19 protein-coding genes and 1 other RNA gene are annotated in these 20,667 nt (G+C 73.3%); 9 read left to right on the forward strand and 11 right to left on the reverse strand.

Annotated elements, in window-relative coordinates; genetic code table 11:
- Positions 1-79 precede the first annotated feature (79 nt).
- Entirely contained in the window at positions 80-718 is a 639-nt protein-coding gene (locus tag ACFYYB_RS09020) for a MerR family transcriptional regulator (RefSeq protein ID WP_389434153.1), read from the forward strand.
- Positions 719-753: 35 nt separating this feature from the next.
- Here the strand turns inward: ACFYYB_RS09020 and yaaA are convergent, their stop codons facing one another.
- Entirely contained in the window at positions 754-1,554 is an 801-nt protein-coding gene (yaaA, locus tag ACFYYB_RS09025) for a peroxide stress protein YaaA (RefSeq protein ID WP_389434155.1), read from the reverse strand.
- A gap of 105 nt (positions 1,555-1,659) precedes the next feature.
- On the opposite strand from yaaA, the gene ACFYYB_RS09030 reads away from it, so the two are divergent.
- Positions 1,660-3,102, forward strand: a complete 1,443-nt coding sequence (locus tag ACFYYB_RS09030; RefSeq protein ID WP_389434157.1) for an RNB domain-containing ribonuclease — start codon at positions 1,660-1,662, stop codon at positions 3,100-3,102.
- A 93-nt stretch (positions 3,103-3,195) separates the two neighbouring features.
- On the opposite strand, the gene ACFYYB_RS09035 is transcribed toward ACFYYB_RS09030, so the two are convergent.
- The gene (locus ACFYYB_RS09035) at positions 3,196-4,644 is read right to left on the reverse strand and encodes a TerD family protein (RefSeq protein WP_389434159.1); all 1,449 of its coding nucleotides are present in this window, start codon (positions 4,642-4,644) and stop codon (positions 3,196-3,198) included.
- A gap of 92 nt (positions 4,645-4,736) precedes the next feature.
- Here ACFYYB_RS09035 and ACFYYB_RS09040 point away from each other — a divergent pair, with 92 nt between their 5' ends.
- The 5 genes from ACFYYB_RS09040 (at position 4,737) to ACFYYB_RS09060 (ending at position 9,551) form a co-directional block, all read left to right on the forward strand.
- Positions 4,737-5,642 (forward strand): helix-turn-helix domain-containing protein, encoded by a 906-nt coding sequence (locus ACFYYB_RS09040; RefSeq protein ID WP_389434160.1) that lies wholly within the window; start codon positions 4,737-4,739, stop codon positions 5,640-5,642.
- A gap of 761 nt (positions 5,643-6,403) precedes the next feature.
- Entirely contained in the window at positions 6,404-6,916 is a 513-nt protein-coding gene (locus ACFYYB_RS09045) for an XRE family transcriptional regulator (RefSeq protein ID WP_389434162.1), read from the forward strand.
- A gap of 163 nt (positions 6,917-7,079) precedes the next feature.
- The gene (locus ACFYYB_RS09050; protein WP_389434163.1) at positions 7,080-7,781 is read left to right on the forward strand and encodes a hypothetical protein; all 702 of its coding nucleotides are present in this window, start codon (positions 7,080-7,082) and stop codon (positions 7,779-7,781) included.
- Between the two features lies 1 nt (position 7,782).
- On the forward strand, positions 7,783-8,955 hold the full coding sequence (locus ACFYYB_RS09055; protein WP_389434165.1) for an MAB_1171c family putative transporter: 1,173 nt from the start codon (positions 7,783-7,785) through the stop codon (positions 8,953-8,955).
- Positions 8,952-9,551, forward strand: a complete 600-nt coding sequence (locus tag ACFYYB_RS09060; RefSeq protein WP_389434167.1) for a phosphatase PAP2 family protein — start codon at positions 8,952-8,954, stop codon at positions 9,549-9,551. Before ACFYYB_RS09055 ends, ACFYYB_RS09060 begins: the two co-directional genes overlap by 4 nt.
- A 98-nt stretch (positions 9,552-9,649) precedes the next feature.
- Here ACFYYB_RS09060 and ACFYYB_RS09065 read toward each other — a convergent pair whose 3' ends face one another.
- Both ACFYYB_RS09065 and ACFYYB_RS09070 read right to left on the reverse strand, forming a co-directional pair.
- Entirely contained in the window at positions 9,650-10,486 is an 837-nt protein-coding gene (locus tag ACFYYB_RS09065; RefSeq protein ID WP_389434168.1) for a hypothetical protein, read from the reverse strand.
- On the reverse strand, positions 10,483-11,268 hold the full coding sequence (locus ACFYYB_RS09070; RefSeq protein WP_389434170.1) for a MerR family transcriptional regulator: 786 nt from the start codon (positions 11,266-11,268) through the stop codon (positions 10,483-10,485). Before ACFYYB_RS09070 ends, ACFYYB_RS09065 begins: the two co-directional genes overlap by 4 nt.
- Before the next feature lie 76 nt (positions 11,269-11,344).
- On the opposite strand from ACFYYB_RS09070, the gene rnpB reads away from it, so the two are divergent.
- Positions 11,345-11,754: RNase P RNA component class A (gene rnpB / locus ACFYYB_RS09075), an RNA gene on the forward strand.
- Between the two features lie 65 nt (positions 11,755-11,819).
- Here rnpB and ACFYYB_RS09080 read toward each other — a convergent pair.
- From ACFYYB_RS09080 to ACFYYB_RS09110, 7 genes are all read right to left on the reverse strand, one after another.
- Positions 11,820-12,716: a hypothetical protein gene (locus tag ACFYYB_RS09080; RefSeq protein ID WP_389434171.1), complete on the reverse strand. Its 897-nt coding sequence runs from the start codon at positions 12,714-12,716 to the stop codon at positions 11,820-11,822.
- Positions 12,717-12,862: 146 nt separating this feature from the next.
- Positions 12,863-13,075 carry a hypothetical protein gene (locus ACFYYB_RS09085; RefSeq protein WP_389434172.1) on the reverse strand — a complete coding sequence of 71 codons (213 nt, stop codon included), beginning with the start codon at positions 13,073-13,075 and terminating at the stop codon, positions 12,863-12,865.
- Positions 13,076-13,142: 67 nt separating this feature from the next.
- On the reverse strand, positions 13,143-13,745 hold the full coding sequence (locus tag ACFYYB_RS09090) for an excalibur calcium-binding domain-containing protein (protein WP_389434174.1): 603 nt from the start codon (positions 13,743-13,745) through the stop codon (positions 13,143-13,145).
- Between the two features lie 703 nt (positions 13,746-14,448).
- Entirely contained in the window at positions 14,449-14,832 is a 384-nt protein-coding gene (locus ACFYYB_RS09095) for a hypothetical protein (protein WP_389434176.1), read from the reverse strand.
- 203 nt (positions 14,833-15,035) lie between these two features.
- On the reverse strand, positions 15,036-16,463 hold the full coding sequence (locus ACFYYB_RS09100) for a bifunctional RNase H/acid phosphatase (protein ID WP_389434177.1): 1,428 nt from the start codon (positions 16,461-16,463) through the stop codon (positions 15,036-15,038).
- Complete coding sequence (locus ACFYYB_RS09105; RefSeq protein ID WP_389434971.1) at positions 16,463-17,206, reverse strand: zinc ribbon domain-containing protein; 744 nt, start codon at positions 17,204-17,206, stop codon at positions 16,463-16,465. The genes ACFYYB_RS09100 and ACFYYB_RS09105 overlap by 1 nt, the downstream gene beginning before the upstream one ends.
- Entirely contained in the window at positions 17,203-18,084 is an 882-nt protein-coding gene (locus ACFYYB_RS09110) for a Nif3-like dinuclear metal center hexameric protein (RefSeq protein WP_389434178.1), read from the reverse strand. The genes ACFYYB_RS09105 and ACFYYB_RS09110 overlap by 4 nt, the downstream gene beginning before the upstream one ends.
- 101 nt (positions 18,085-18,185) lie before the next feature.
- On the opposite strand from ACFYYB_RS09110, the gene ACFYYB_RS09115 reads away from it, so the two are divergent.
- Entirely contained in the window at positions 18,186-20,633 is a 2,448-nt protein-coding gene (locus tag ACFYYB_RS09115; protein WP_389434179.1) for a protein kinase, read from the forward strand.
- Positions 20,634-20,667 lie beyond the last annotated feature (34 nt).

Genomic DNA, 20,667 nt, shown 5'->3' on the forward strand with positions numbered 1-20,667 from the left:
TCACCACTATCCGGTAGTGCCACTATCTATGCTGGGTACGGCACACGCAAGGGCTCCAGGAACCAGGACGGAAGCGAAGATGCGCATCGGAGAGCTGAGCGCGCGGACCGGGGTACCGGTACCGACGATCAAGTACTACGTACGGGAGGGCCTGCTCCCGGCCGGTGAGCTCAGCAGCCCCAACCAGGCGCACTACGAGGAGACGCACGAGCGCAGGCTGCGCCTGATCCGCGGCCTCCTGGAAGTGGGGAAGCTCCCCGTGGCGGCCATCGGGGACGTGATCCGCGCCATCGACGACAAGGAGCGGTCGGTCCACGGTCTGCTCGGCCCGGTGTCGGACGCGCTGGTTCCCGAGCACGGCGGGACGCCCGACGCCGAGACCGAACTGGCGCGGGCGAAGGTGGCGCGGATCATCGAGCGGCGCGGCTGGCAGGTGGACGCGGACAGCCGCGCGGGCGAGGCCCTGGCCGCCGCGCTGGCCGCGCTGGAGCGGGCCGGCCACGGAGCCTTCACGGAGGTACTCGACACGTACGCGCAGGCGGCCGAGCTGGTGGCCGGCGCGGACCTGGCCTACACGACGCACGCGGTGGCACGGGAGGACCTGGTCGAATCCGTCGCGGTCGGCACGGTCCTGGGCGACGCGATGTTCGCGGCCCTACGCAGACTGGCCCAGGTGGACGCCTCGTCCCGCACCTACGGAACCCCACAGGCGGACTGACCCCGCTCCCGGCACCGGCCCACCCGCAGCCCCGGTCAGTGGATCTGGGTGACGACCACGTCGAGGGACCAAGCCTTGCCCGGCTTCACCGGCGCTTCGGCCTCCACCGTGAAGCCCAGGTCGCGCAGCGCCGTCACCAATTCCGCCGGGGTCGCGGGGACCGCGCCCGCCGACAGGAGGTCGCGGACCAGGCGGCCCTTGGTGGCCTTGTTGAAGTGGCTCACCACCGACCGCTTCTCGACCCCGTCCACCATCTGGGAGTGCAGCACCCGGACCGTGGCCGTGCGCCCCGCCACCTCCCCCTTCGGCTTCCAAGCCGACGCGTACGCCGAGGACCGCAGGTCCAGGACCAGGCCCTCGCCCGCCGCCTCCGGCATCACCGAAGCCATCGGTTCGCGCCAGAACGCGCCCAGCGCCCCCAGCCCTGGCAGCTTCACGCCCATCGAGCAGCGGTAGGAGGGGATGCGGTCCGCCACGCCGACCGCTCCCCACAGGCCCGAGAAGACCAGGAGGGATTCCGCGGCCAGGGACGCCGCCGCCGGCGTGAGCGTCGACAGGCCCAGCGCGTCGTACAGGACGCCCGTGTAGATCTCCCCGGCCGGGCGGGCGACCGCCGTCGGCAGCTCCGCGTTCTTGGCGACCTCACCGCGCAGGCCCTCGCTCAGGCCGAGCACCTCGCGGGCCTTCAGCTCGTCGCCCACACACAGCTCGACCAGCTCCTCCAGCACCGCCGCCCGGGCCGCGGCCAGCCCCGGCAGCGAGAGCGTCTCCGGCTTCAGCGGAGCGCCGGAGCCGCCGGCGGCCTTTCCTTCGGACGGCGGCAGCAGCACGAGCACGGTGGTTCTCCTTCGACGGGCACGGCACAGCGACGGGGGTGCGGCCCCCGACCAGGGTAGACGGCTCACCGCGCCGCCCGGGCCCACCGGCCATAGGCTCGGCTCATGCCACGCCGTCACATGATCATGACCGGCGCAGACGGGGCTGCTCTGCGGGCCGCGCTGCGTGAACTGAGGACGAAGCTGGAGGTGCCGGAGGAGTTCCCGGCGCCCGTACTCGCCGAGGCCGAGCGGGCGGTGCGCGGCCCCCGCCTCCCGGACTCCGACGCCACCGACATCTCCCTCTTCACGATCGATCCGCCGACCTCGCGCGATCTGGACCAGGCCATGCACCTGGCGAAGCGGGCCTCCGGCGGCTACCGGGTCCACTACGCCATCGCCGACGTCGCCGCCTACGTCACCCCCGGCGGCGCCCTCGACGCCGAGGCCCACCGCCGGGTCACCACCCTCTACTTCCCCGACGAGAAGGTCCCCCTGCACCCGGCCGTGCTCTCGGAGGGTGCCGCCAGCCTGCTCCCGGACCAGACCTGCCCGGCCCTGCTGTGGCGGCTCGACCTGGACGCCGAGGGACGGGTGGAGAGCACCGATGTGCGCCGCGCGCTCGTGCGCAGCCGGGCCAAACTCGACTACGACGGCGTCCAGAAGGCCATCGACGCGGGCACCGCCGAGGAACCGCTCGCCCTGCTGAAGGACATCGGGCGGCTGCGCGAGGCCCTGGAGGCGGAGCGCGGGGGGATCTCGCTGAACGTGCCCGAGCAGGAGGTCGTCGAGCACGAGGGCTCGTACAGCCTGGCCTACCGGGCCCCGCTCCCGGCCGACGGCTGGAACGCGCAGATCTCCCTGATGACCGGCATGGCCGCCGCCGACCTGATGCTCGCCGCCGGGGCGGGCATCCTACGGACGCTGCCGACCGCTCCCGACGGAGCCGTCGGGCGGCTGCGCCGGGCCGCGAAGGCCCTGCGGATCGACTGGCCGCACCACGTCCCGTACGCGCAGCTCGTGCGCGGGCTCGATCCGCACCGGCCCGCCCACGCCGCCTTCCTCCAGGAGTGCACGGCCCTGCTGCGCGGCGCCGGGTACACGGTCTTCACCGGCGGCGAGACCCCGGACCCGGTCCTGCACGCCGCGGTCGCGGCCCCGTACGCCCACTGCACCGCGCCGCTGCGCCGGCTCGTCGACCGGTACACGGGCGAGCTGTGCGTGGCCGCCGTGGCAGGAACCGAACCCCCCGGGTGGGCGCTGGAGGCGCTCGACGCCCTGCCGAAGGAGATGGCGGACGGGACCCGGCTGGCGAACTCGGCGGAGCGGGAGTCCGTGGACCTGGTGGAGGCGGCGCTGCTCAAGGACCGCGTCGGCGAGACCTTCGAGGCGACGGTCATCGACGTCAAGGACCGGGAGCCGCTGGTCGGCACGGTCCATCTGGAGGAGCCCGCGGTGATCGGCCGCGTGGAGTCCACGTCGGCGGAGCTCCCGCTGGGCGAACGGATCCGGGTCCGGCTGACGGAGGCGGACCCGGGACGGGCGAAGGTGCTCTTCGCACCGGCCTAGGCCGCTGCCGCGACCGGGGCGGGCCGGGGCGGGGCATCGCCGGGGATGCCCCGCCCGATTCGCGGGCCGCGGTCTGTCGTTAGCGGTCTGTGGTCAGCGGTTGCGGATCCAGAAGCCGATGGCGCTCAGCTCGGTGGGTTCGACGGACCAGGCGCCGGGGGCGTCGATCACCAGCAGGCGCGGGCTCATGGGCACCTCGACGGTGTTGCGGCCGCGGCTCTCGCGCTCGAAGACCAGGTCGCGGTTGTCGTTGTTCCGGACGGCATGGACCGTCATGTAGCCCCGCTCGTCGCCCCTGCCGAGGTTCCCCACCTTGATGTGGTCGATGTAGCGGGAGTAGGCCAGTACGTCCGGCCCGCGTCCCTCGATCCGCCCGTCGAGCTCGTGGACGACCGTCACCGGCCGCAGCGTGATCGTCCACGCGCACAGGTAGGTGTCCACCTCCAGCCGGATCGCGGCCTTGCCCCCGTGGCGGAAGACGGTCCGGCCGCGCAGGTCGTCGAGCACGCTGACCATGATCTGCCTGCCGTTGTCCGAGCCGCGGTCCAGGACGTTGACGTGCACGTACCCCTCGGCCTCCTTCACCAGGTCGACCACCACGAAACCGCGCGGAAGCAGGGTGTCGACCTCGATGATCTCGCGGCCCCGGCCGGAGTACCGGACCTCCGGGAACTCCTGCCCGAACTCGGCGGGGAGCGCGTTGCGCCGCCCCGACGGCACATCGCCCGGCACGGCGGCGGTCGGGACGGGGCCCGTCGTGGCGGGGCCGGTCGCGGCGGGGCCTTCCGTGGCGGGGCCGGTCGTCTTCTCCACGCCGTCGGACAGCCGCGGCGCGGACTCCGCCGGCGGGGCCCGGAAGGCCGGCGGCGCGGGAACGGCCGTGGGAACGGCCGGCGCCGCGGGCTCCGGCAGGGGCGGCGGGAGCGGGAGCCGGTCCGGGAACGGCGCCGGGGCGGGCCCCTCCTCGCGGTCCTCGCGGTCCTCGCGGTCCTCGGGTTCCTCGGGTTCCTCAGGCACCGTGAAGCCGAAGTCGGCCGCCAGGCCCGGCAGTCCGGACGCGTAGCCCTGCCCCACCGCGCGGAACTTCCATCCCCCGTCCCTGCGGTAGAACTCGCCGAGCAGGATCGCGGTCTCCGTCGTCGCGCCGTCCACGGCGTACAGCGCGAGCTGCTCCCCGGTGGCCTCGGAGACCGCCCGCAGGTACAGGTCCGCGACCTCCCCGAAGGTCCCGCCGTCACAGGACGCCGCGACCACGATCCGCTCCACGGACGGCTCGACGCGGCCGGGGTCTATCTCCAGCCAGTCCGCGGTGACCCCGCCGTCCCCCCGGGCGTCGCCCAACAGCCGTACGGCGCTCGCCGCGTGCTCGGGCTGGTTGTAGAACACCAGGTCACCCCGGCCCCTGACCTTGCCGCCCGCCCCGACCAGCAGCGCGGCCGCGTCGACCGCCGGCGAGCCGGGCCCGCCGTCGCGGCGCACGACGGCGACGCGCATCGGCTCACCGCCGAGCGGAAGGTTTCCCCCCTTGATGATCTCTGTCATGCACGCATCCTGACATCGGGCCCGGCGACCTGCCATCATCGGCCGACCGCGCGGTATCACCGGCCGCGCAACAGCGGGAGGAGCAAGCGGCCATGGGCTCGGTCGACGCCCTCGACGTACGCACGATGGCCGCCACCACCGCGGGAAGCCGATCGGCGCGCCGCCGGCCGCCGGCCCCCGCGCTGCGGCCGCTCATCATCAACTACACGGGCTTCCACACCGAGTTCACCGCTCCGCGACGCCGCCTGGAGCTCCCCACCGGCTGCGTGACGCTGGTGTTCAGCTTCACCGAGGGCCTGTGGGTCTCCCGTACGGAGAACCTCGCCGCGGCCCAACTGCGGCCCGCCGCCCGGGCTATGATCAGCGGCCCGCGCACGGTGCCGGCGATCGGGGTGCACGCGGGGGTGGTGCACGGGCTGGAGGTGAACATGACCCCGCAGGGCTGCTACCGGCTCTTCGGCGTTCCCATGTGGCACTTCGAGGACGCACACGTGGATCTGGTGGAGGTCCTCGGACGGCAGGGCCACCACCTCACCGAACGGCTCCAGGCGCTTCCCTCGTGGACGGAGCGGTTCGCCCTGCTGGACGCCCTCTTCTGCGCCCGGCTCGACGCCGGCCCCTCCGGCGCGCCCGAGGTCACCGGAGCCCTCTCCGGACTCTGGGCCGACACCCGCTCCCTGACCCGGGTGAGCGCCGCGACGGGGTGGAGCGCCCGTACCGTGCGGGCGCGGTTCCGCGAGCAGGTGGGCCTCTCCCCCAAGGCCATGGCCCGGGTGTTCCGGCTGCAGCACGCGCTGCGGCTGCTGGCGGCGGGAACGGCGGCCGCGCAGGTGGCGGCCGTGTGCGGCTACCACGACCAGGCGCACCTGAGCCGTGAGGTGAAGGCGATGACGGGGCTGCCCCCGTCCCGGTTCGTCCTGCTGCGGGGCGGGCTGGCACCGGGTTCGGTCCTGGACCGGATGCGGGGCCGGGTCAGCAGCGTGATGCTGACCGGCTAGGGCGTCTCTTTCGGATCTTGTCGGCCGAGTCCGCGGCGTCTGGTGCCGTGCCTGGGCGTGCTGTCGGGGCGCTCGCGTACTGGGCGTACGGGGCCGCCTCGGCAGTGCGGCCGGGCGCGGTGCCAGGCGCCGCGGGCCCGGCAAGATCCGAAAGAGACGGCCTAGGGCGGCGGATCGCGACCCGGGACGCGCCTTGGATCGCGTCCCGGGTCGCGGCCGGACCGTGCGGCCCGGCGGCGGCTCCCCCGTTGGATTCCGCCGGGCCCCGCCGACGGGCGTCGGCTCCCGTCGACGGGCCTCGGCCCCGTCGGCGAGCGTCGGCCCCGTCGGCGAGCGGTTCGCCCGCCCCGGGCTGAGGACCCCCGTACCTCAGCCCGCGAGCGAGCGCCCCGCACCGGGTCCCGCACCCGGAGCCGGACGCCGTGACGGCGCCCGCGCCCCTTCCTTCTCCGCCTCCACCCACCGGATCGGCCACTCAGTCGGCTAGACGCGACGCGTCAAGCATTTGAGTGCCGATCCATCTAGTGTGCTAGACGGCTGGACGAAGATACGCCGCCGTACACACGCCCTGTCAAGGCCCTGCGGGGCGCCCTGCGGACAATATGGCGTGGGTCACATTCCCACGGGTCCGCTAGCTGGGTAGACGTGATTCGTTGCACTGTGTGGCGAAAGCCATCTAGGCAAGTAGATAATGCTGGTGATGATTTAGTACTGAACTACACGGTCCAGCAGCGGGCGGGCAGACGGGAGCAGTGACGGTGATGGGTGAGGAGACCCCCACCGGCCGGCGGGACACCATGGGTGACCGCCTCGGCTTCTTGATGGAGACGATCCACCCGGCCGGCCGGGGCCCGTACACGTACCAAGAGATCGCCGAAGGCACCAAGAAGCTGTCCGGCCCTTCCGTCTCGCACGGCACGGTCCAGACCATCCGGCTGAACAACAACCCGAATCCGGGCATCGACTCGATCCGCGCGATCGCCAACTTCTTCGGCGTCACCGTCGGGTACCTGGCCGACGGCGAGAACGCCCAGGCGATCGAGCAGCGGATCGAGGAGCGGATCGCCCGGCTGCGCGAGGAGATGGGCAAGGCCGCGGCGGCCGACGAGTTCGCCCAGGTCCTGGAGGACGAGCAGGTGAAGGCCGCGGCCTTCCGGCTGAGCGGGCTGTCCGCCGGGTCCATGCGCTCCGTGACCGGCTTGATCAAGCAGCTCCGGAAGGCCGAAGGGCTTCCGGATGTGAAGCCCCGCCGCCGTCGCGGCAAGGAATCCTGACGCGCCAAGTGGAGTCCTGAGGCAGGAAATCAGCCACGCGCTCCCCTCCTGCCGCCGTATTCCGGCCACCGATTCGCCCTCACTCAGCCCCCGCTGCGCTTCCGGTTACTCTCAAACCCGATCAGGTGTGCGGACTGGGCGACGAGCGGCGGGGAGGGCGACCATGCGCTGGTGGAAGCGCGCCGACTCGGAGTGCGCCGCCGTCGCGGACCGGCTCGTCATCCCCCGGCCGTTCGACCTGGAAGCCTTCTGCGAGGGCATCGCCGCACAGCGCGGCCGGCCGCTGATCCTGCTGCCCCTCGACGGACCCCCGGACCCGTCCCTGCCCTGTGGGATCTGGCTCGGACTGGACGTCGCCGACCTCGTCTTCTACGACGCCGTCGCGGCCGAGATCCTCAAGGTGCAGATCGTCCTCCACGAGATCTCGCACATGCTGCTCGGCCATGTCGCTCCCGAACTCGACATCCCCGAACAGGCCTCGGAGCGGGAGATCGCCCGCGCCTCCGAGCACTTCCAGCGCCTGCTGACGCGCACGCACACGGCCGTCTCCGGAATCGACCGGCCCGAGCTGCCCGTGGCCTCGATCATCCGCACCGAGGCCGCCCGGATGCGGAGCGTGGCGCGCAGGACCGAATCGATCGACGAGGAACTCGGCCTCGACATCGACCGCCTGGCCCACCTCATGGGGCGGAGCAAGTTCGCCAGCCCGCAGGAGCGGCAGGCCGAGACCCTGGCCACGCTCATCCACGAGCGGGCCGGCCGCTATCACACGACGCAGTCGACCTCCACCGACAGTGAGGCCGAGGACCGTCTCGTACGCCTCCATGACGCCCTCGGGCACCCCGTTCGAAACACGTGGTCATGAAGTGAAACACCTGGAAATCGCCATCCTGGTCATGCTCTGGACGGTGACGCTCTGGCGCGCCCCCTCAGCCGTCCGGTCGGTCAAACAGCGGGCCCTGTGGGCGGCGTTCGCCGCCCTGACCGTCTCCATGACGCTCCGCCTCCCCGGTGTGATGCACACCCTGGACGACTGGGCGGGGGTCAACAACCTCTCCACCCTCGTCAAGCACTGGCTGGGCATGATCGCGGCCGGCGCCGTCGTCGACTTCGTGGTCGCCATCGCCCGGCCCGAGACCGGCCGCCGGCTGCGGGTCCGCCACTACGCCGCCCTGACCGCGATGACGGCCATGGCGGTGCTCTTCGCCTTCTTCGTCCCGCGGCCCCACGAGATGACCGACTTCTTCGAGGAGACCGCCGGCAACGGCTGGGCCACGGTCTACTACCTCCTCTTCGTCGTCTACCTCGGCATCGCCATGGCCACCGCCACCTGGCTCTTCTGGGGCAGCGCCCGGCACGCCAGCGCCCTGTGGCTGCGGACCGGCGTCCGCCTCATGGGCATCGGGACCGCCGTCGGCGTGCTTTACACCCTGCTGCGGGCCGGGTACATCGCGAGCCGCCTCGCGGGCCTCACGGACGAAACCAGCGACATCGCGGTCGAAGGCGTCACCGACGCGCTGAAGTACCTGGCGATCGGCTTCATCCTCATCGGGAGCAGCATCCCCGCCTTCGGCGTGGCCTGGCGCACCGTCCAGGACGGCCGCCACCACCGTCAACTCCAGCCGCTCTGGCAGGACCTGACCGCGGTCACCCCCGACATCGTCCTGAAGGCCGGCCTCCTGCGCAGTCCGCGCCTGCGGCTGTACCGCAGGGTCATCGAGATCCGCGACGCCGCCCTGACCCTGGACGCCTACACCGCCCAAGAGGTCCGCGAGCGCGCGCGCCGCGCGGCCCTGGAGGCCGGCTTCGACCCGGCGACGAGCCCGGCGGCCGAAGCCCTGCGGATGCGGGCGGCCCGCGAGGCCAAGGCCCGCGGCGTCCTGCCGCCGCGCGGCGCCCAGGAGCCGGGGGCCACCATCGGGATCGACGACCTCGACTTCGCCACCGAAGTACTGCGCCTCATCCAGCTCGCCCGGATCTACCACTCCTCCGTGGCCGACGCGTTCCTCACCGAGACCGGCCAGGAGGCCACCGCATGACCACCACGCTCGACCCCCGGCCCACCGAGTCCCGGTCCGCCCGCCTGATCACCGACGGGCTCGATCCCAAGACCTGGATCATCCTCGACACCCTCCTGATCGGCTGGCACACCGCCGGCGTCGCCGGAATCGGCTGGGGACTCCTCGGCTGCCTGTTCGCCGCCGTCATCCCGCTGGCCTTCATCAAGTACGGCATCCGGCGCGGCCGCTGGGCCGACCGGCACGTCGGCCAGCGGCAACAGCGCATCGTCGTGCTGGTGTTCATCATCGGCTCGGTCACCACCGGCATCGTGCTGATGGCGCTCCTCGGCTCGCCCCGCACGATGATCGCGCTGATCGCGGCCATGCTCGTCACCCTCGCGGGCCTGCTCGCCGTCACCCCCGCCTGGAAGATCAGCGTGCACGCGGCCGTCTCCTCCGGGAGCGTGGCCATGCTCGCGATGACCTACGGGCCCTGGCTGCTGCTCGCCTACCCGCTGGTCGCCGTCGTCGGCTGGTCCCGGGTCGAGCTGAAGGACCACACCCTCGCCCAGGTCATCGCGGGCACCGCGATGGGCGCGGCGGTGGCGGCCACGACCTTCGGGCTGGTCCGCTAGCCCGCTCGGCTCCGTTCTCGGCCCGTGCCGTTTTCGACAAGACAGGCGCGGATGGGCTTGTCACGCTCAGCGGACACCGTCGGCGCTTCGGCAGCCCGTCACGGGGGTGCGGGCTGCCGAAGCGCCTCGACGAGGGCGCGGGGTTCGTCCGCGTGGAAGCGGATGACGCGGGCTTCGGCGCGGGCGCCGAGGGGGCGGCGGAAGGCGAGCGGCCGGGTCAGTTCCACGGTGACCGTGGTCTGGCTGCCGACGATCAGGTCGAGCACCCCGTCCTCGGAGAGGCTGACGAGCCGCCCCTCGGGGTAGCGCCGGTCCACCCGGACCGAGGCCACCGCGTCCGGCGGGACGGTCAGGTCGAAGAGGGCTCCGTAGCGGATGCGCAGGGTCCCGTCGGGGCGCACGACGTGCGGCCGGGTGACGCAGGCGGCGTGCAGGGCGAGCATCAGCAGCACCCCGTACACGTCGAGGACGAGCACCACGCGGTGGACGGCCGGCCAGGGGATCAGGAAGGCCAGCGCCACGGTCTCGATCAGCGACACGAACACCAGCCCGTACATCATGGCCGTCTGAGGTCCGGTGTACGGGGCCGCGTGGTCCGCGGACCGCACCCCGTGCGGGGGCCGCCGCAGCGCCCACCGGGCCAGGGCGGCGCAGGCCCGCAGCTCGTGGAGCACGAGGCGGCGTACGGGTACGGGGACCACGGCCCGTACGGCCTCGCGGCGGGCCGCCGCGGGGTCGGCGCCGCGGGCGCGGGAGGCGGCGTACAGGGAGTACAGGACGCCCGCCTCCAGCAGGAGGACCCCCAGCACCACCGCTTCGGCGACGGCGAGGGCCCAGCCGGGCGGGCGCACCCCGGCCGCCACGCACACCACCAGCGCCAGCTCCATGGGGAGCACCGCGGCCACCCCGATCCGTGCCGCGCGTATCGCGCTCATTCCCGGCCCCTCTTCGTCCGCTTCGTCTCCGTGGCCCACGTGTCCGTGAAGGCCTCCATCACCCGGCGGACGACCTCCGCCTGCGCCGGGGCGTACTCGGCGAGCAGGGCCTCCAGGAAGCCCGGCATCTCCTGCGGCCCGCCGGGCCCCGCCGTCGCCCCGTCCAGCACCGCCGCGAACGCCTCGGCGGGCACCGCGGCCACCAGTTCCGCGGCGAGCGGCCCGATCCGGGGATCGTCCGCGTCCGCGTCGGCGAGCTCGTCGAGCCGCTCGTACAGCGCGAGCACGGACGGATCGGCGGCGACCGTCCCGAGCACGGCGTAGAGCTCCTCCCCCACCGCGCCCGAGGCGTCCAGCAGGCTCAGGTGCTCCCGGTCGAGCGCGGCGGACGGCGAGGCCGTCGCGGGCGCCTTGGCGAGCAGCTCCGCGAGCGCGGGCGAGACCGGCTCGGCCTCCCCGGGCGGTGCGGCGAGCAGGACGGCGAGGCGCCGCCTGCGCTCGGCCAGTTCGGCCTGCTGACGGGCGAGGTCGGCGTCGAGCTCGGCCAGCACCTCGGCGAGCTCGCGCCCCGCGTCGTCCGCGAGCACGTCGCGCACCTCGTCGAGGCTGAGCCCGAGCTCGGTCAGCCGGCGCACCCGGGCCAGCCGGACGGCGTCGCGCACGCTGTACGCGCGGTAGCCGTTGGGGCGCCGGTCCGGCTCGGGGAGCAGGCCGACGTGGTGGTAGTGCCGGATCGCCCGGGTGGTGACCCCGACGAGCGCGGCGATCTCTCCGATCCGCATGAGCCCAGTAGAAACCTTGCCGCTGCGTCAAGGTCAAGCGCTGACACGTTGCGGGTACCATGGTCGACACGGCAGACGAGTCGGCCGGGCGGCCGCGTCGGGATCCCCGGATCCCGCCGAGGAACGTCCGGGCTCCACAGGGCAGGGTGGTGGCTAACGGCCACCCGGGGTGACCCGCGGGACAGTGCCACAGAAAACAGACCGCCCGGGGCTTCGGCCCCAGGTAAGGGTGAAACGGTGGTGTAAGAGACCACCAGCGCCTGAGGCGACTCAGGCGGCTAGGTAAACCCCACCCGGAGCAAGGTCAAGAGGGTCCGGCCGTCTTCGGACGGCGGGACCTGCGCGAACGTTCGAGGGCTGCCCGCCCGAGTTCGCGGGTAGACCGCACGAGACCGGCGGCAACGCCGGTCCTAGATGGATGGCCGTCTCCCCGGCGACCGCGAGGTCACCGGGCGACAGAACCCGGCGTACAGGCCGGCTCGTCTGCCGTCGAACAGCCCCCGCTTCCCCGTTCGTTCGGGTACGGGGGCTTCGTCGTACCCGACGGGCGGTCAGTTCTTGAACACGGAGCACATGGAGTTGGTGAAGTTCTCGTCGCAGTACGTGACCTCCTTGATCTTCACGGAGGCGACGGTCTTGGGGTCCTTGGTCTTGACCGAGAAGTCGTAGAAACGTCCTTCACCGATCTCGGATTTTCCGACGCCGATGCGCTTCGCGGAGGTGGAGTCCTCTCCGAGGAAGTCGCCGTCCTTGTCGTACGCCTCGAACCTGACGAAGTAGCTCGCAGCCTGGGTGCCGGAGTTGACGATCTTCCAGTTGAAGCGGAAGGTCGTCGTCCCGTACTCGGTCTTGACGCCGATGGGGGTAAGCGTCACGTCACCGGTGTGACCCTGCGACGGGTCTTCCGTGGTCGCCGCCGCCGGGGCCTCCGGCATGACGGGCGCCCCCTTGCACAGGTAGTCCTTGAACGCCTTGTTGACCGGCTCGCGGCCCTTCGTCCGGGACTCTTCCACGAGGATGACGTCGGCACGCTTGTCCTCGGGCTGGATGCAGACCAGGCGGGAGCCGGCGACCTGCGCGGCCACCTCGGCCGCGGTCAACTCGGAGAGCGTGCCCTTCTTGGTGGAGTTCTCGAAGACGACGTCCATGAACGACTTCTCGTCGGGGCTGAGATTGTCGGAGCGGTAGCCGGTGGGTGCCGCCGCCTTGTCGCCGCCCGTGGTGGTGGCGGCGGTTTCGGGCTTGTTGGCGAGGGCCAAGGTGGTGAGGGCGGTTCCCGTGATGACGAGCGCCGTTGCGGTGACGCCGACGAGGATCTTCGCGGAGGTCGGCCACTTTTTGGGAGGCTGCGGGGGTGCCGGCCACACCGGTGCGGCAAGCGGTTCGGGCGGCGGGTAACCGTACGCGGGCTGCGGCGGTGTGGGGTCGGGATGGGGCGGCGTGGACATGAGTGGTGCCTCCGGGGAAAGGATCTCGGGGTGGGTGGAGCCCGCGCGGAGTAGACCTTGAACGTGGGTCGATCCAGACGCGTCCGGGCCGTGAAACAGCCCCCCGTGGTCGGCTGACGGCCACCCATAGGGGCTTCGTGACGGCGTCAGAGGCGGATACCGAACATCCGGAACATGGCCTTGACGAGCTGCATCATGATCTTGAGCGGCCAGACGATGCAGAGGTTGATCACGAGGCTGACGAGTCCGAGCCTGGCCTTCTTCTTTGGTGAGCGGTCGATGTCGTTGGGGATCTTGCGGTTGGCGTAGGAGCCGTACGTGCAGAAGTCACCGCCGACGACGCGGGTGGCGGCGGCCACCTGGATGAGGACCGTCCCGATGCTTCCGGCGATTCGGCGAGGCTGAGTTCCCTGGCCATGCGGGCCGTTACTCGCAGGCCACGCCGTCGCCGTCGCGGTCCAGGTGGCGGCCGTAGCCGGGGTCGCCGCGGCGGACCGGTGCGGCTCCGGCCGCGCGGGCGGCGGTGCAGTTCTTGTAGTAGACGCTGCCCCCACCGCCGCCGGTGGAGGAAGAGCCGCCGGAGGTGGACGAGCCACCCGTGGCCGAGTCGGAGTCGTCGCCGTTGGAGTCGTCGGCCGGCGGTGCGGGGGCCGGTTCCTGAGTCGGGGTCGGGGTCGGGGTCGGCGTGGGGGTGGGCGTGGGGGTGGGCGTCGGGCTCGGTTCGGGGGTCGCGGTGACCGTGGCCGTCGCGGTGACGGTTGCGGTGACGGTCGGGGCTGGAAGAGGCTTCGCGGCCGGGGTCTTGGGTGCGGGCCCCGACACCATGGCCATGAGGATGAAGACCCAGAGCGACGCCAGGGCCACCGTGATGATCTTCCCGGCCTTGCCCCAGCGGACTATGAACGCCAGCGCGGCGCCCACTGGGGGCAGGAACAGGGTGGCTGCGACGACGGCGGGGACGGCCAAGGCGGGCTGCTGCCACCAGCGTCGGGCGGCGGCGTCGGGCGCGGGAGGGTACGGGTAGGTCACGTGATGCCCTTCTGGCATTGCATGTCATGAGCGCGGCGACATTACACAGAACGTCGAGATTCCGACCAGGTTGGTACGAAGGGTGAGACGGCGGAGCCTCCGCCGGGTCCGGACTGCTGCCGGGGACGGAGTCGTGCGCGTGCGCAGTCAGGCGCGGCATGTGACGTCAACGGTGAAGGCGGCGACGGATTGGCTTTCGGAGACGGCGTACGGGGCCCCCTGGCCGGCGCACGGGTCCTCGCCCGCACACGCGCGGTCTCCGACGGCGGAAGGATCTTTCGCGATGTGGCGCCCGCGCAGAGTAGAGCCTGACGGACGGTCGATCCAGACGGGTCTAGGACGCGGAACAGGCGCCGCTTGACCGTGAGTTCAGGGGCGGGGCTCCTGCCGAGCGGTCAGAGGATCTCCGCGTACGGCCGGCCGGTCACGGAAGGGTGAGCGGCGTCTGGGCCCAGCCGCGCAGGGCTGCGGGGAGACGGCGGTACGAGCCTTCGGTCAGCCGGGCGTAAAGGGGGCCCCTGCGGGTGAGAACTCCGTCGCCCTGGATGCCCCGGACATGGCGGATCCCCCGCTGGTCGGCTCGGGGGCGGGGGCGGGGGCGAAGAAGGCCCGAGTCGGCCGGGACACCGGAAACGACGAAGCCCCCGCCTTGGTCCGGTCGCTGCCCGAGGGCGGGGGGGGCTTCGTCGTACCGCGGTGGCGGTCAGCGGTCCCAGTGGGCACCGTAGCGGGGCCGGTAGGGCTCGATGAGCGGCTCCGGGTCGTGCAGCGCTGCGCGGCAAGCGGCCCGGAGCCGGGCGCGGCCGACGCGCTCGGCCCTGTTGGCGGCCTCGGACAGGGATCCCCCGAAGGCGCAGCAGTACCGCCAGCTGTCGAAGGCGCGCCGGATCTCCCGCGGCCGCGGGCGCCGGCCCTCCTTGGCCGCGGCACGGAGCTCGGCCGCGGAGTAGCGCAGGGTGCGCAGATCCACGCGGCGCCAGGGACCGCTGAACCCGGTGTGGCACGGGACCCGGGCCTCGCGCTCTGCGCGCCGCTGGCGGCCGTACGGGGTGTGCTCGGCGGGAATGTGGTGGGCGGTGCGGGACACGGAGAGCCTCCAGTCGCACCCCAGGGCCTTCCTGGGGGTGCTACCGGAAGCCGGACGGGTACGGCTGCACGGGCGGCCCCCTCCTCCTGCTGTCCTCACGCGACCCCGTTCTACCAAAGGCGGCGCACCGCGGCTCGGGGATTACGGCGAGGCCCCCCGCCCGGTCGGGGCGGGGGGCCTCGTCGTACGGCCGGGCCGGTGGCTCAGCGGAGGTGGGACGTGTCGTTCAGGAGGCGGACCGAGGCGTTGCCGTCGGCGTAGTAGGCGACCGCCGACAGGGAGGCCGCCGAGAGCTCCATGCGGAACAGGGCCTCCGGCGGGGCGCCCAGGGCGAGGCGGACCAGGATCTTGACCGGGGTCACGTGCGAGACGAGGAGCACCGTGCGGCCCGCGTGTTCGGCGAGCAGCCGGTCCCTGGTCGCCGAGATGCGGCGGGTGGCCGTGGCGAAGCTCTCGCCGCCGCCCGTGGGGGCGGCCTTCGGGGAGTCCAGCCATGCCTGGAGGTCCTCGGGGTGGCGCTCGCGCGCCTCCGCGAAGGTCAGCCCCTCCCACGCGCCGAAGTCGACCTCGCGCAGGCCCTCTTCGACGGTGACGGTGAGCCCGAGCCGGTCGGCGACCGCCTGCGCGGTCTCCCGGCAGCGGCGCAGCGGGGAGCTGATCACCGTCTCGATCGTGCCGCGCGCCGCGAGCGACTCCGCGACGGCGGCGGCCTGGCGGCGGCCCGCCTCGGAGAGCTCCGGGTCACTGCCTCGGCCGCTGCCGGAGAACCGCTTCTGCGGAGTCAGCGCGGTCTCTCCGTGGCGCAGCAGCACGAAGGTGGCGGGTGGCCCCATGTCGGGCCCCCAGCCCTGCCCCGCCGCGGGGGCGCTGCCGGTGGCGGCGGCCGAGGCGGGGGCGGGGGCTGTGCCGCTACCGCTGTCGGCACCCGTGCCGGTGCCGGCCGTGTCCGGCCCGGAAGCCGGGGCCGGCGAGCCCGAGAGGTCGGCCGGGGCAGCCCGGTCGGCGAGGTCCGCCGAGTCCTCCGGGTCCCCGAACAAGGTGTCCGCGCCCGCAGCCGCGCCCGCACGGGTCCGCGTACCGCCGCCGGAGGCGAGGGCCGCGCGGACGGCCGCGGCGCCCGCCGCGGCGTCGCCCACGGGGCCCGCCGGCGGCGGGGTCGCCAGAGTGCGGGCCGCCGAGGCGTCCAGGGCGGCCGAGGAGTTCGCCGGCTCCCACTGCTTGCCGCGCTTGCCCGCGTCCATCGCCTCGTTCGCGAGCCGGTCCGCGTGCTTGTTCTTCTCGCGCGGGATCCACTCGTACGTCACCTGCGCGCGCGGCATGACCTTCGCGGCCTCCGCCGCGAGCGGCTTCATGTCCGGGTGCTTGATCTTCCAGCGGCCCGACATCTGCTCGACGACGAGCTTGGAGTCCATGCGTACGAGGACCACCGCGTCCGGGTCCAGCTCGCGGGCGGCCTTCAGCCCGGCGATGAGGCCCTTGTACTCGGCCACGTTGTTCGTCGCGACGCCGATGTACTCCGCGCGCTCGGCCAGCGTCTCGCCCGTCACCGGGTCGAGGACGACGGAGCCGTACCCGGCGGGCCCCGGGTTGCCCCGGGAGCCGCCGTCGGCTTCCACAACGAACCGCGGCATCAGATGCCCGAGTCGGCCATGCGGACCAGGATGCGACCGCAGCTCTCGTGCCGGACGATCTGGTCGCGGGCGGCGGCCTTGATCTCGTTGACCTCGGCGAGGTCGAGCTCCAGGCGGCAGCCCTCGCAGCGGCGCTGCGACAGGCGGGCGGCGCCGACGCCGCCCTGCTTCACGCGGATCTTCTCGTACAGGGCGATCAGCGCGGCCGGCATCATGGTGACGATGACCTCGCGGTCCTTGGCGATGCCCGCGACCTCGGCGTCGATCTCGCCGGTGGCGGCGTCGCGGCGCGCGGTGGCGTCGACGAGCTTGGTCTCCAGGGAGGCGACCCGGTCGGTGAGCTCGGTGACGCGCTCCTGCGCACCCTCCAGACGCTCCATGACCTCCAGGACCACGTCCTCCAGGTCACCCTGGCGCTTGGCGAGGGAGACGACCTCGCTCTGCAGGTTGGCCAGGTCGCGGGCGGAGATGCCGACGCCGGTGTCCAGGCGGGACTGGTCGCGGGCGGCGCGCTGGCGCACCTGGTCCACGTCCTGCTCGGCCTTGGTCTGCTCGCGGGCGGCGTCGGTGGCCTGCGTCTGGGCGGCGACGAGGAAGTCGCGCTGCTGGGCCAGGTCGCTGGTCAGCGAGTCGACCTCGGCGTGCTCGGGGAGCATCTTGCGCTTGTGGGTCAGCTGAGACAGCCGGACGTCCAGGGCCTGGACGTCGAGAAGTCGGATCTGGTCGGCGGGCTCGGCGTTCAGTTGGGGGCTCCAGGGAGGGAAGAGGACGTCGAAGGCGACGTCGAAGGGGATGTCACGGACGGCGCGTGCGCCGTCCACGGGTCGGTGGCCGTGCGCGAGACGTGGGTCCGCAGACCCCAGCCGTTGCGCTCGGAGATGGCGTCGAGCTGGGCCGCGGCCTGCTCGCACCAGGGCCATTCGGTGGCCCAGTGGGCGGCGTCGACGAGGGCGAGCGGACTCTGCTCGCGGGCCTCGGACACCGGATGGTGGCGCAGGTCGGCGGTGACGTACGCGTCGACACCGGCGGCCCGGACCTGCGCGAAGAGGCTGTCGCCGGAGCCGCCGCTGACGGCGACCGTACGGATCATCGCGTCGGGGTCGCCGGCCACCCGGATGCCCTGCGCGGTCGGCTGGAGCCAGGCGGCGACGCGCGCGGTGAACTCGCGCAGCGTCTCGGGCCGGTCCAGTTCGCAGAGCCGGCCCAGCCCGCGGCGGCCCTTGGGGTCGCTCGGGTCGGGCACGAGCGGGCCGGTGACGCGCAGGTCGAGGGCGCCGGCGAGGGCGTCGGAGACGCCCGGGTCCGCGGTGTCGGCGTTGGTGTGCGCGACGTGCAGCGCGATGTCGTTCTTGATCAGCGTGTGCACGACGCGGCCCTTGAAGGTGCCGGCCTCGACGGTGGTGGTGCCCCGCAGGTAGAGGGGGTGGTGGGTGACGAGCAGGTCGGCACCCAGCTTCAGCGCTTCGTCGACGATCTCCTGGACGGGGTCGACGGCGAACAGGACCCGGGAGACCTCGGCGTCGGGATCGCCGCAGACGGTCCCGACGGCGTCCCACGCCTCGGCCCGCGAGGGGGGCCACAGAGCGTCCAGCGCGGCGATGACTTCAGAGAGACGGGGCACAGGCCAAGGCTACCGTCCGTGGCGACCGGCCCCGGTCTTCCCGTCCCATCCGCGGGCCGATGCGGATACTGTCTGCGGCGGCAGGGGAAACGGGGGGATCCATGCGTGCCGGAGAAGTGCTCGACGCCCGATATGAGCTGGTCCGACGCCTGGACGTGGGCGGCATGGGCGAGGTCTGGGAGGGCATCGACCGGCGCATCCGCCGCAAGGTCGCCATCAAGCTGATCCGCGAGGAGGCCGATCCGGCGCTGGTCCCGGAGCTGGTCTCCCGGCTCGGCCGGGAGGCGACGGCCGCGGGACGGCTCGCGCACCCCCACATCGTCGCCGTGTACGACTACAACAGCGTCGAGCAGGACGACGTACCGCTCGTGTACATCGTCATGGAGCTCGTACGGGGCCGCTCGCTCGCGGAGGAGCTCGCGCAGCGGCTGCCCGTGCTGCCGCAGGCGCTGGCCTGGGCCGAGCAGATCGCGCTGGCCCTGGAGTCGGCGCACGGGCCGGAGGCCGGGGTGGTCCACCGGGACCTCAAGCCCGGCAACGTGATGGTCACCTACGGCGGGCTGGTCAAGCTCCTCGACTTCGGGATCGCCCGCTTCCTCGAGGACAACGACACCCACCACACGAAGCTCACGGGTGCCCGGATGGTCGGCACCCCCGCCTACATGGCGCCCGAGCAGTGCGAGGGCCGGCCGGTGGACGGGCGGACCGACCTGTACGCCCTGGGCTGCCTCCTCTACACGATGCTCACCGGGCGCCCGCCCTTCACCCTGGAACGGGGCCTGCTCCAGGTCATGTACCAGCAGGTGCACGAGGTTCCGCCGCCGCCGAGCGCGTACCGGCCGGTGCCCGCGCCCGTGGACCGGCTGGTCATGGAGCTGCTCGCGAAGGCTCCGGCGGACCGGCCGGCGGACGCCGCCGAGGTGGTGGACCGGCTGCGCACGCTCAGCCGCACGCTCGCGGCGTCGGCGGCCCCGGCCGCCGCGGAGGCCGGTGCGGGGGCCGCGGCCGCCGGTGCGGGGGCCTACGTACCGACCGAGCCGGACCTGCCGCCCGCACCGCCGTTACACGGAGGCGGGGAGGACGGGGAGGACGGCGGGGCCGGGGAGGCCGCCGGCGACGAGGACGAGGACGAGGTGCTGGAGGGCGAATACGCCGATCCCGACCCCGGCGAGGCCTTCAGCGCCCGGATCCGCGCCGGGCTGGTGGAGCGCGGCCGGGCGGCGCGCGCGGAGGACGACCCCGGCATCGCACGGCTGGCCCTCGGCGAGGTGCTCGCCGACACCGTCCGGCTGTTCGGCCCCGGGGACCCGCTGACCGTGGAGTTCGGCTTCGACCTGGCCTGCGCCTGCGCCCGGGACGGACTCTTCGGGGAGGCCTCGGCGCTGCTCGGCGAGATCGTGCCGCGCATGGAGGCCCTGCACGGCCCCGGGGACCGCCGCACCCTCTACGCCCGCTGCCTGCTGCCCTGGTACCTGGCGAACGCGGGGGCGCTGCGCGAGGCCGCCGGGCTCTACGCGGACATCGTGCGCGACCTGCGCCGGGTGCTCGGGGAGAGCGACAGCCTCACCCTGCACACCCGGTACCAGTACGTCACCCAGCTGGCCAAGGCCGGTGACGACATCGGCGCGGTCCAGCTGTGGCTCTCCCTGATCCCGCGGCTGGACTCCGAACAGCGCACGGTGGGGGCGCTCTGCGCGGACGCCCGGCGCGAGCTGTGCGACGCGGTCCTGCGGCTACGGGGCAACCCCGAGGCGGCCGTCCGGCTGCGGGTGCTCGTGGCGAATCTCGTCGGGCTGCTGGAGGACGGGCGCGAGGAGACGTACGCGGCCCGGATCGTGATGGCCGGCTGGGTCGCCGAGGCGGGGACCCCGCAGGAGACCCTGCCCACCTGGCGGGTGCTGATCAGCGACTGCACCGCGGCGCTCGGTGAGGAGCATCCGCTGACGCTGCTGGCGCGGTTCCGGCTGGCCGAGCACACCGAGGGCGCGGGCCGCCCGGCGGAGGCGCGCGCGCTGCTCGGGGAACTGATGCCGGCGCTGTACGCGCACCAGGGTCCGGCCGGGGAGCTGGTGCTACGGGCCCGCTACCTGCTGGCGCTGACCGCCCGGGCGGCCGGTCCGGCGGCGGACCTCGCGCAGTGGGAGGAGCTGGCACCGGATCTGGAGGCGCTGCTCGGGAGCGGGGACCGGCTGACGGTGGACGCCTGGCTGCGGCTCGCGCTGGCCCTGTCCGCGCGGGACCGGCCGGCGGAGGCGCTGCCACTGCTGAACGCCGTACTGCCGCGGCGCAGCGACCTGTACGGGGCGGACGAGCCGGTCACCCTGCGGGGGCGGTACGCGCAGGCCGCCGGGGTGGCCGCGCTGCACGGGGAGGCGGTGGCCCGGCCGATGTGGCGGGAGCTGCTCGCGGAGGTGACCCGGGCGATGGGCGGCCGGCACGACCTGACCCGCGCGGTCCGGGAGCGGCTGGGGCTCGCCCCCGAGCCGGAGGAGGCCCGCTCGGCGGACCTCCCCGGGCTCGGCCCGGTCTGGACCGTACGGGCCACGTGACCGGGAACGGGACCGGGACCGGGACCGGGCGGGC

The sequence above is a fragment of the Streptomyces sp. NPDC002886 genome, assembly GCF_042888445.1.
GTDB lineage: Bacteria > Actinomycetota > Actinomycetes > Streptomycetales > Streptomycetaceae > Streptomyces.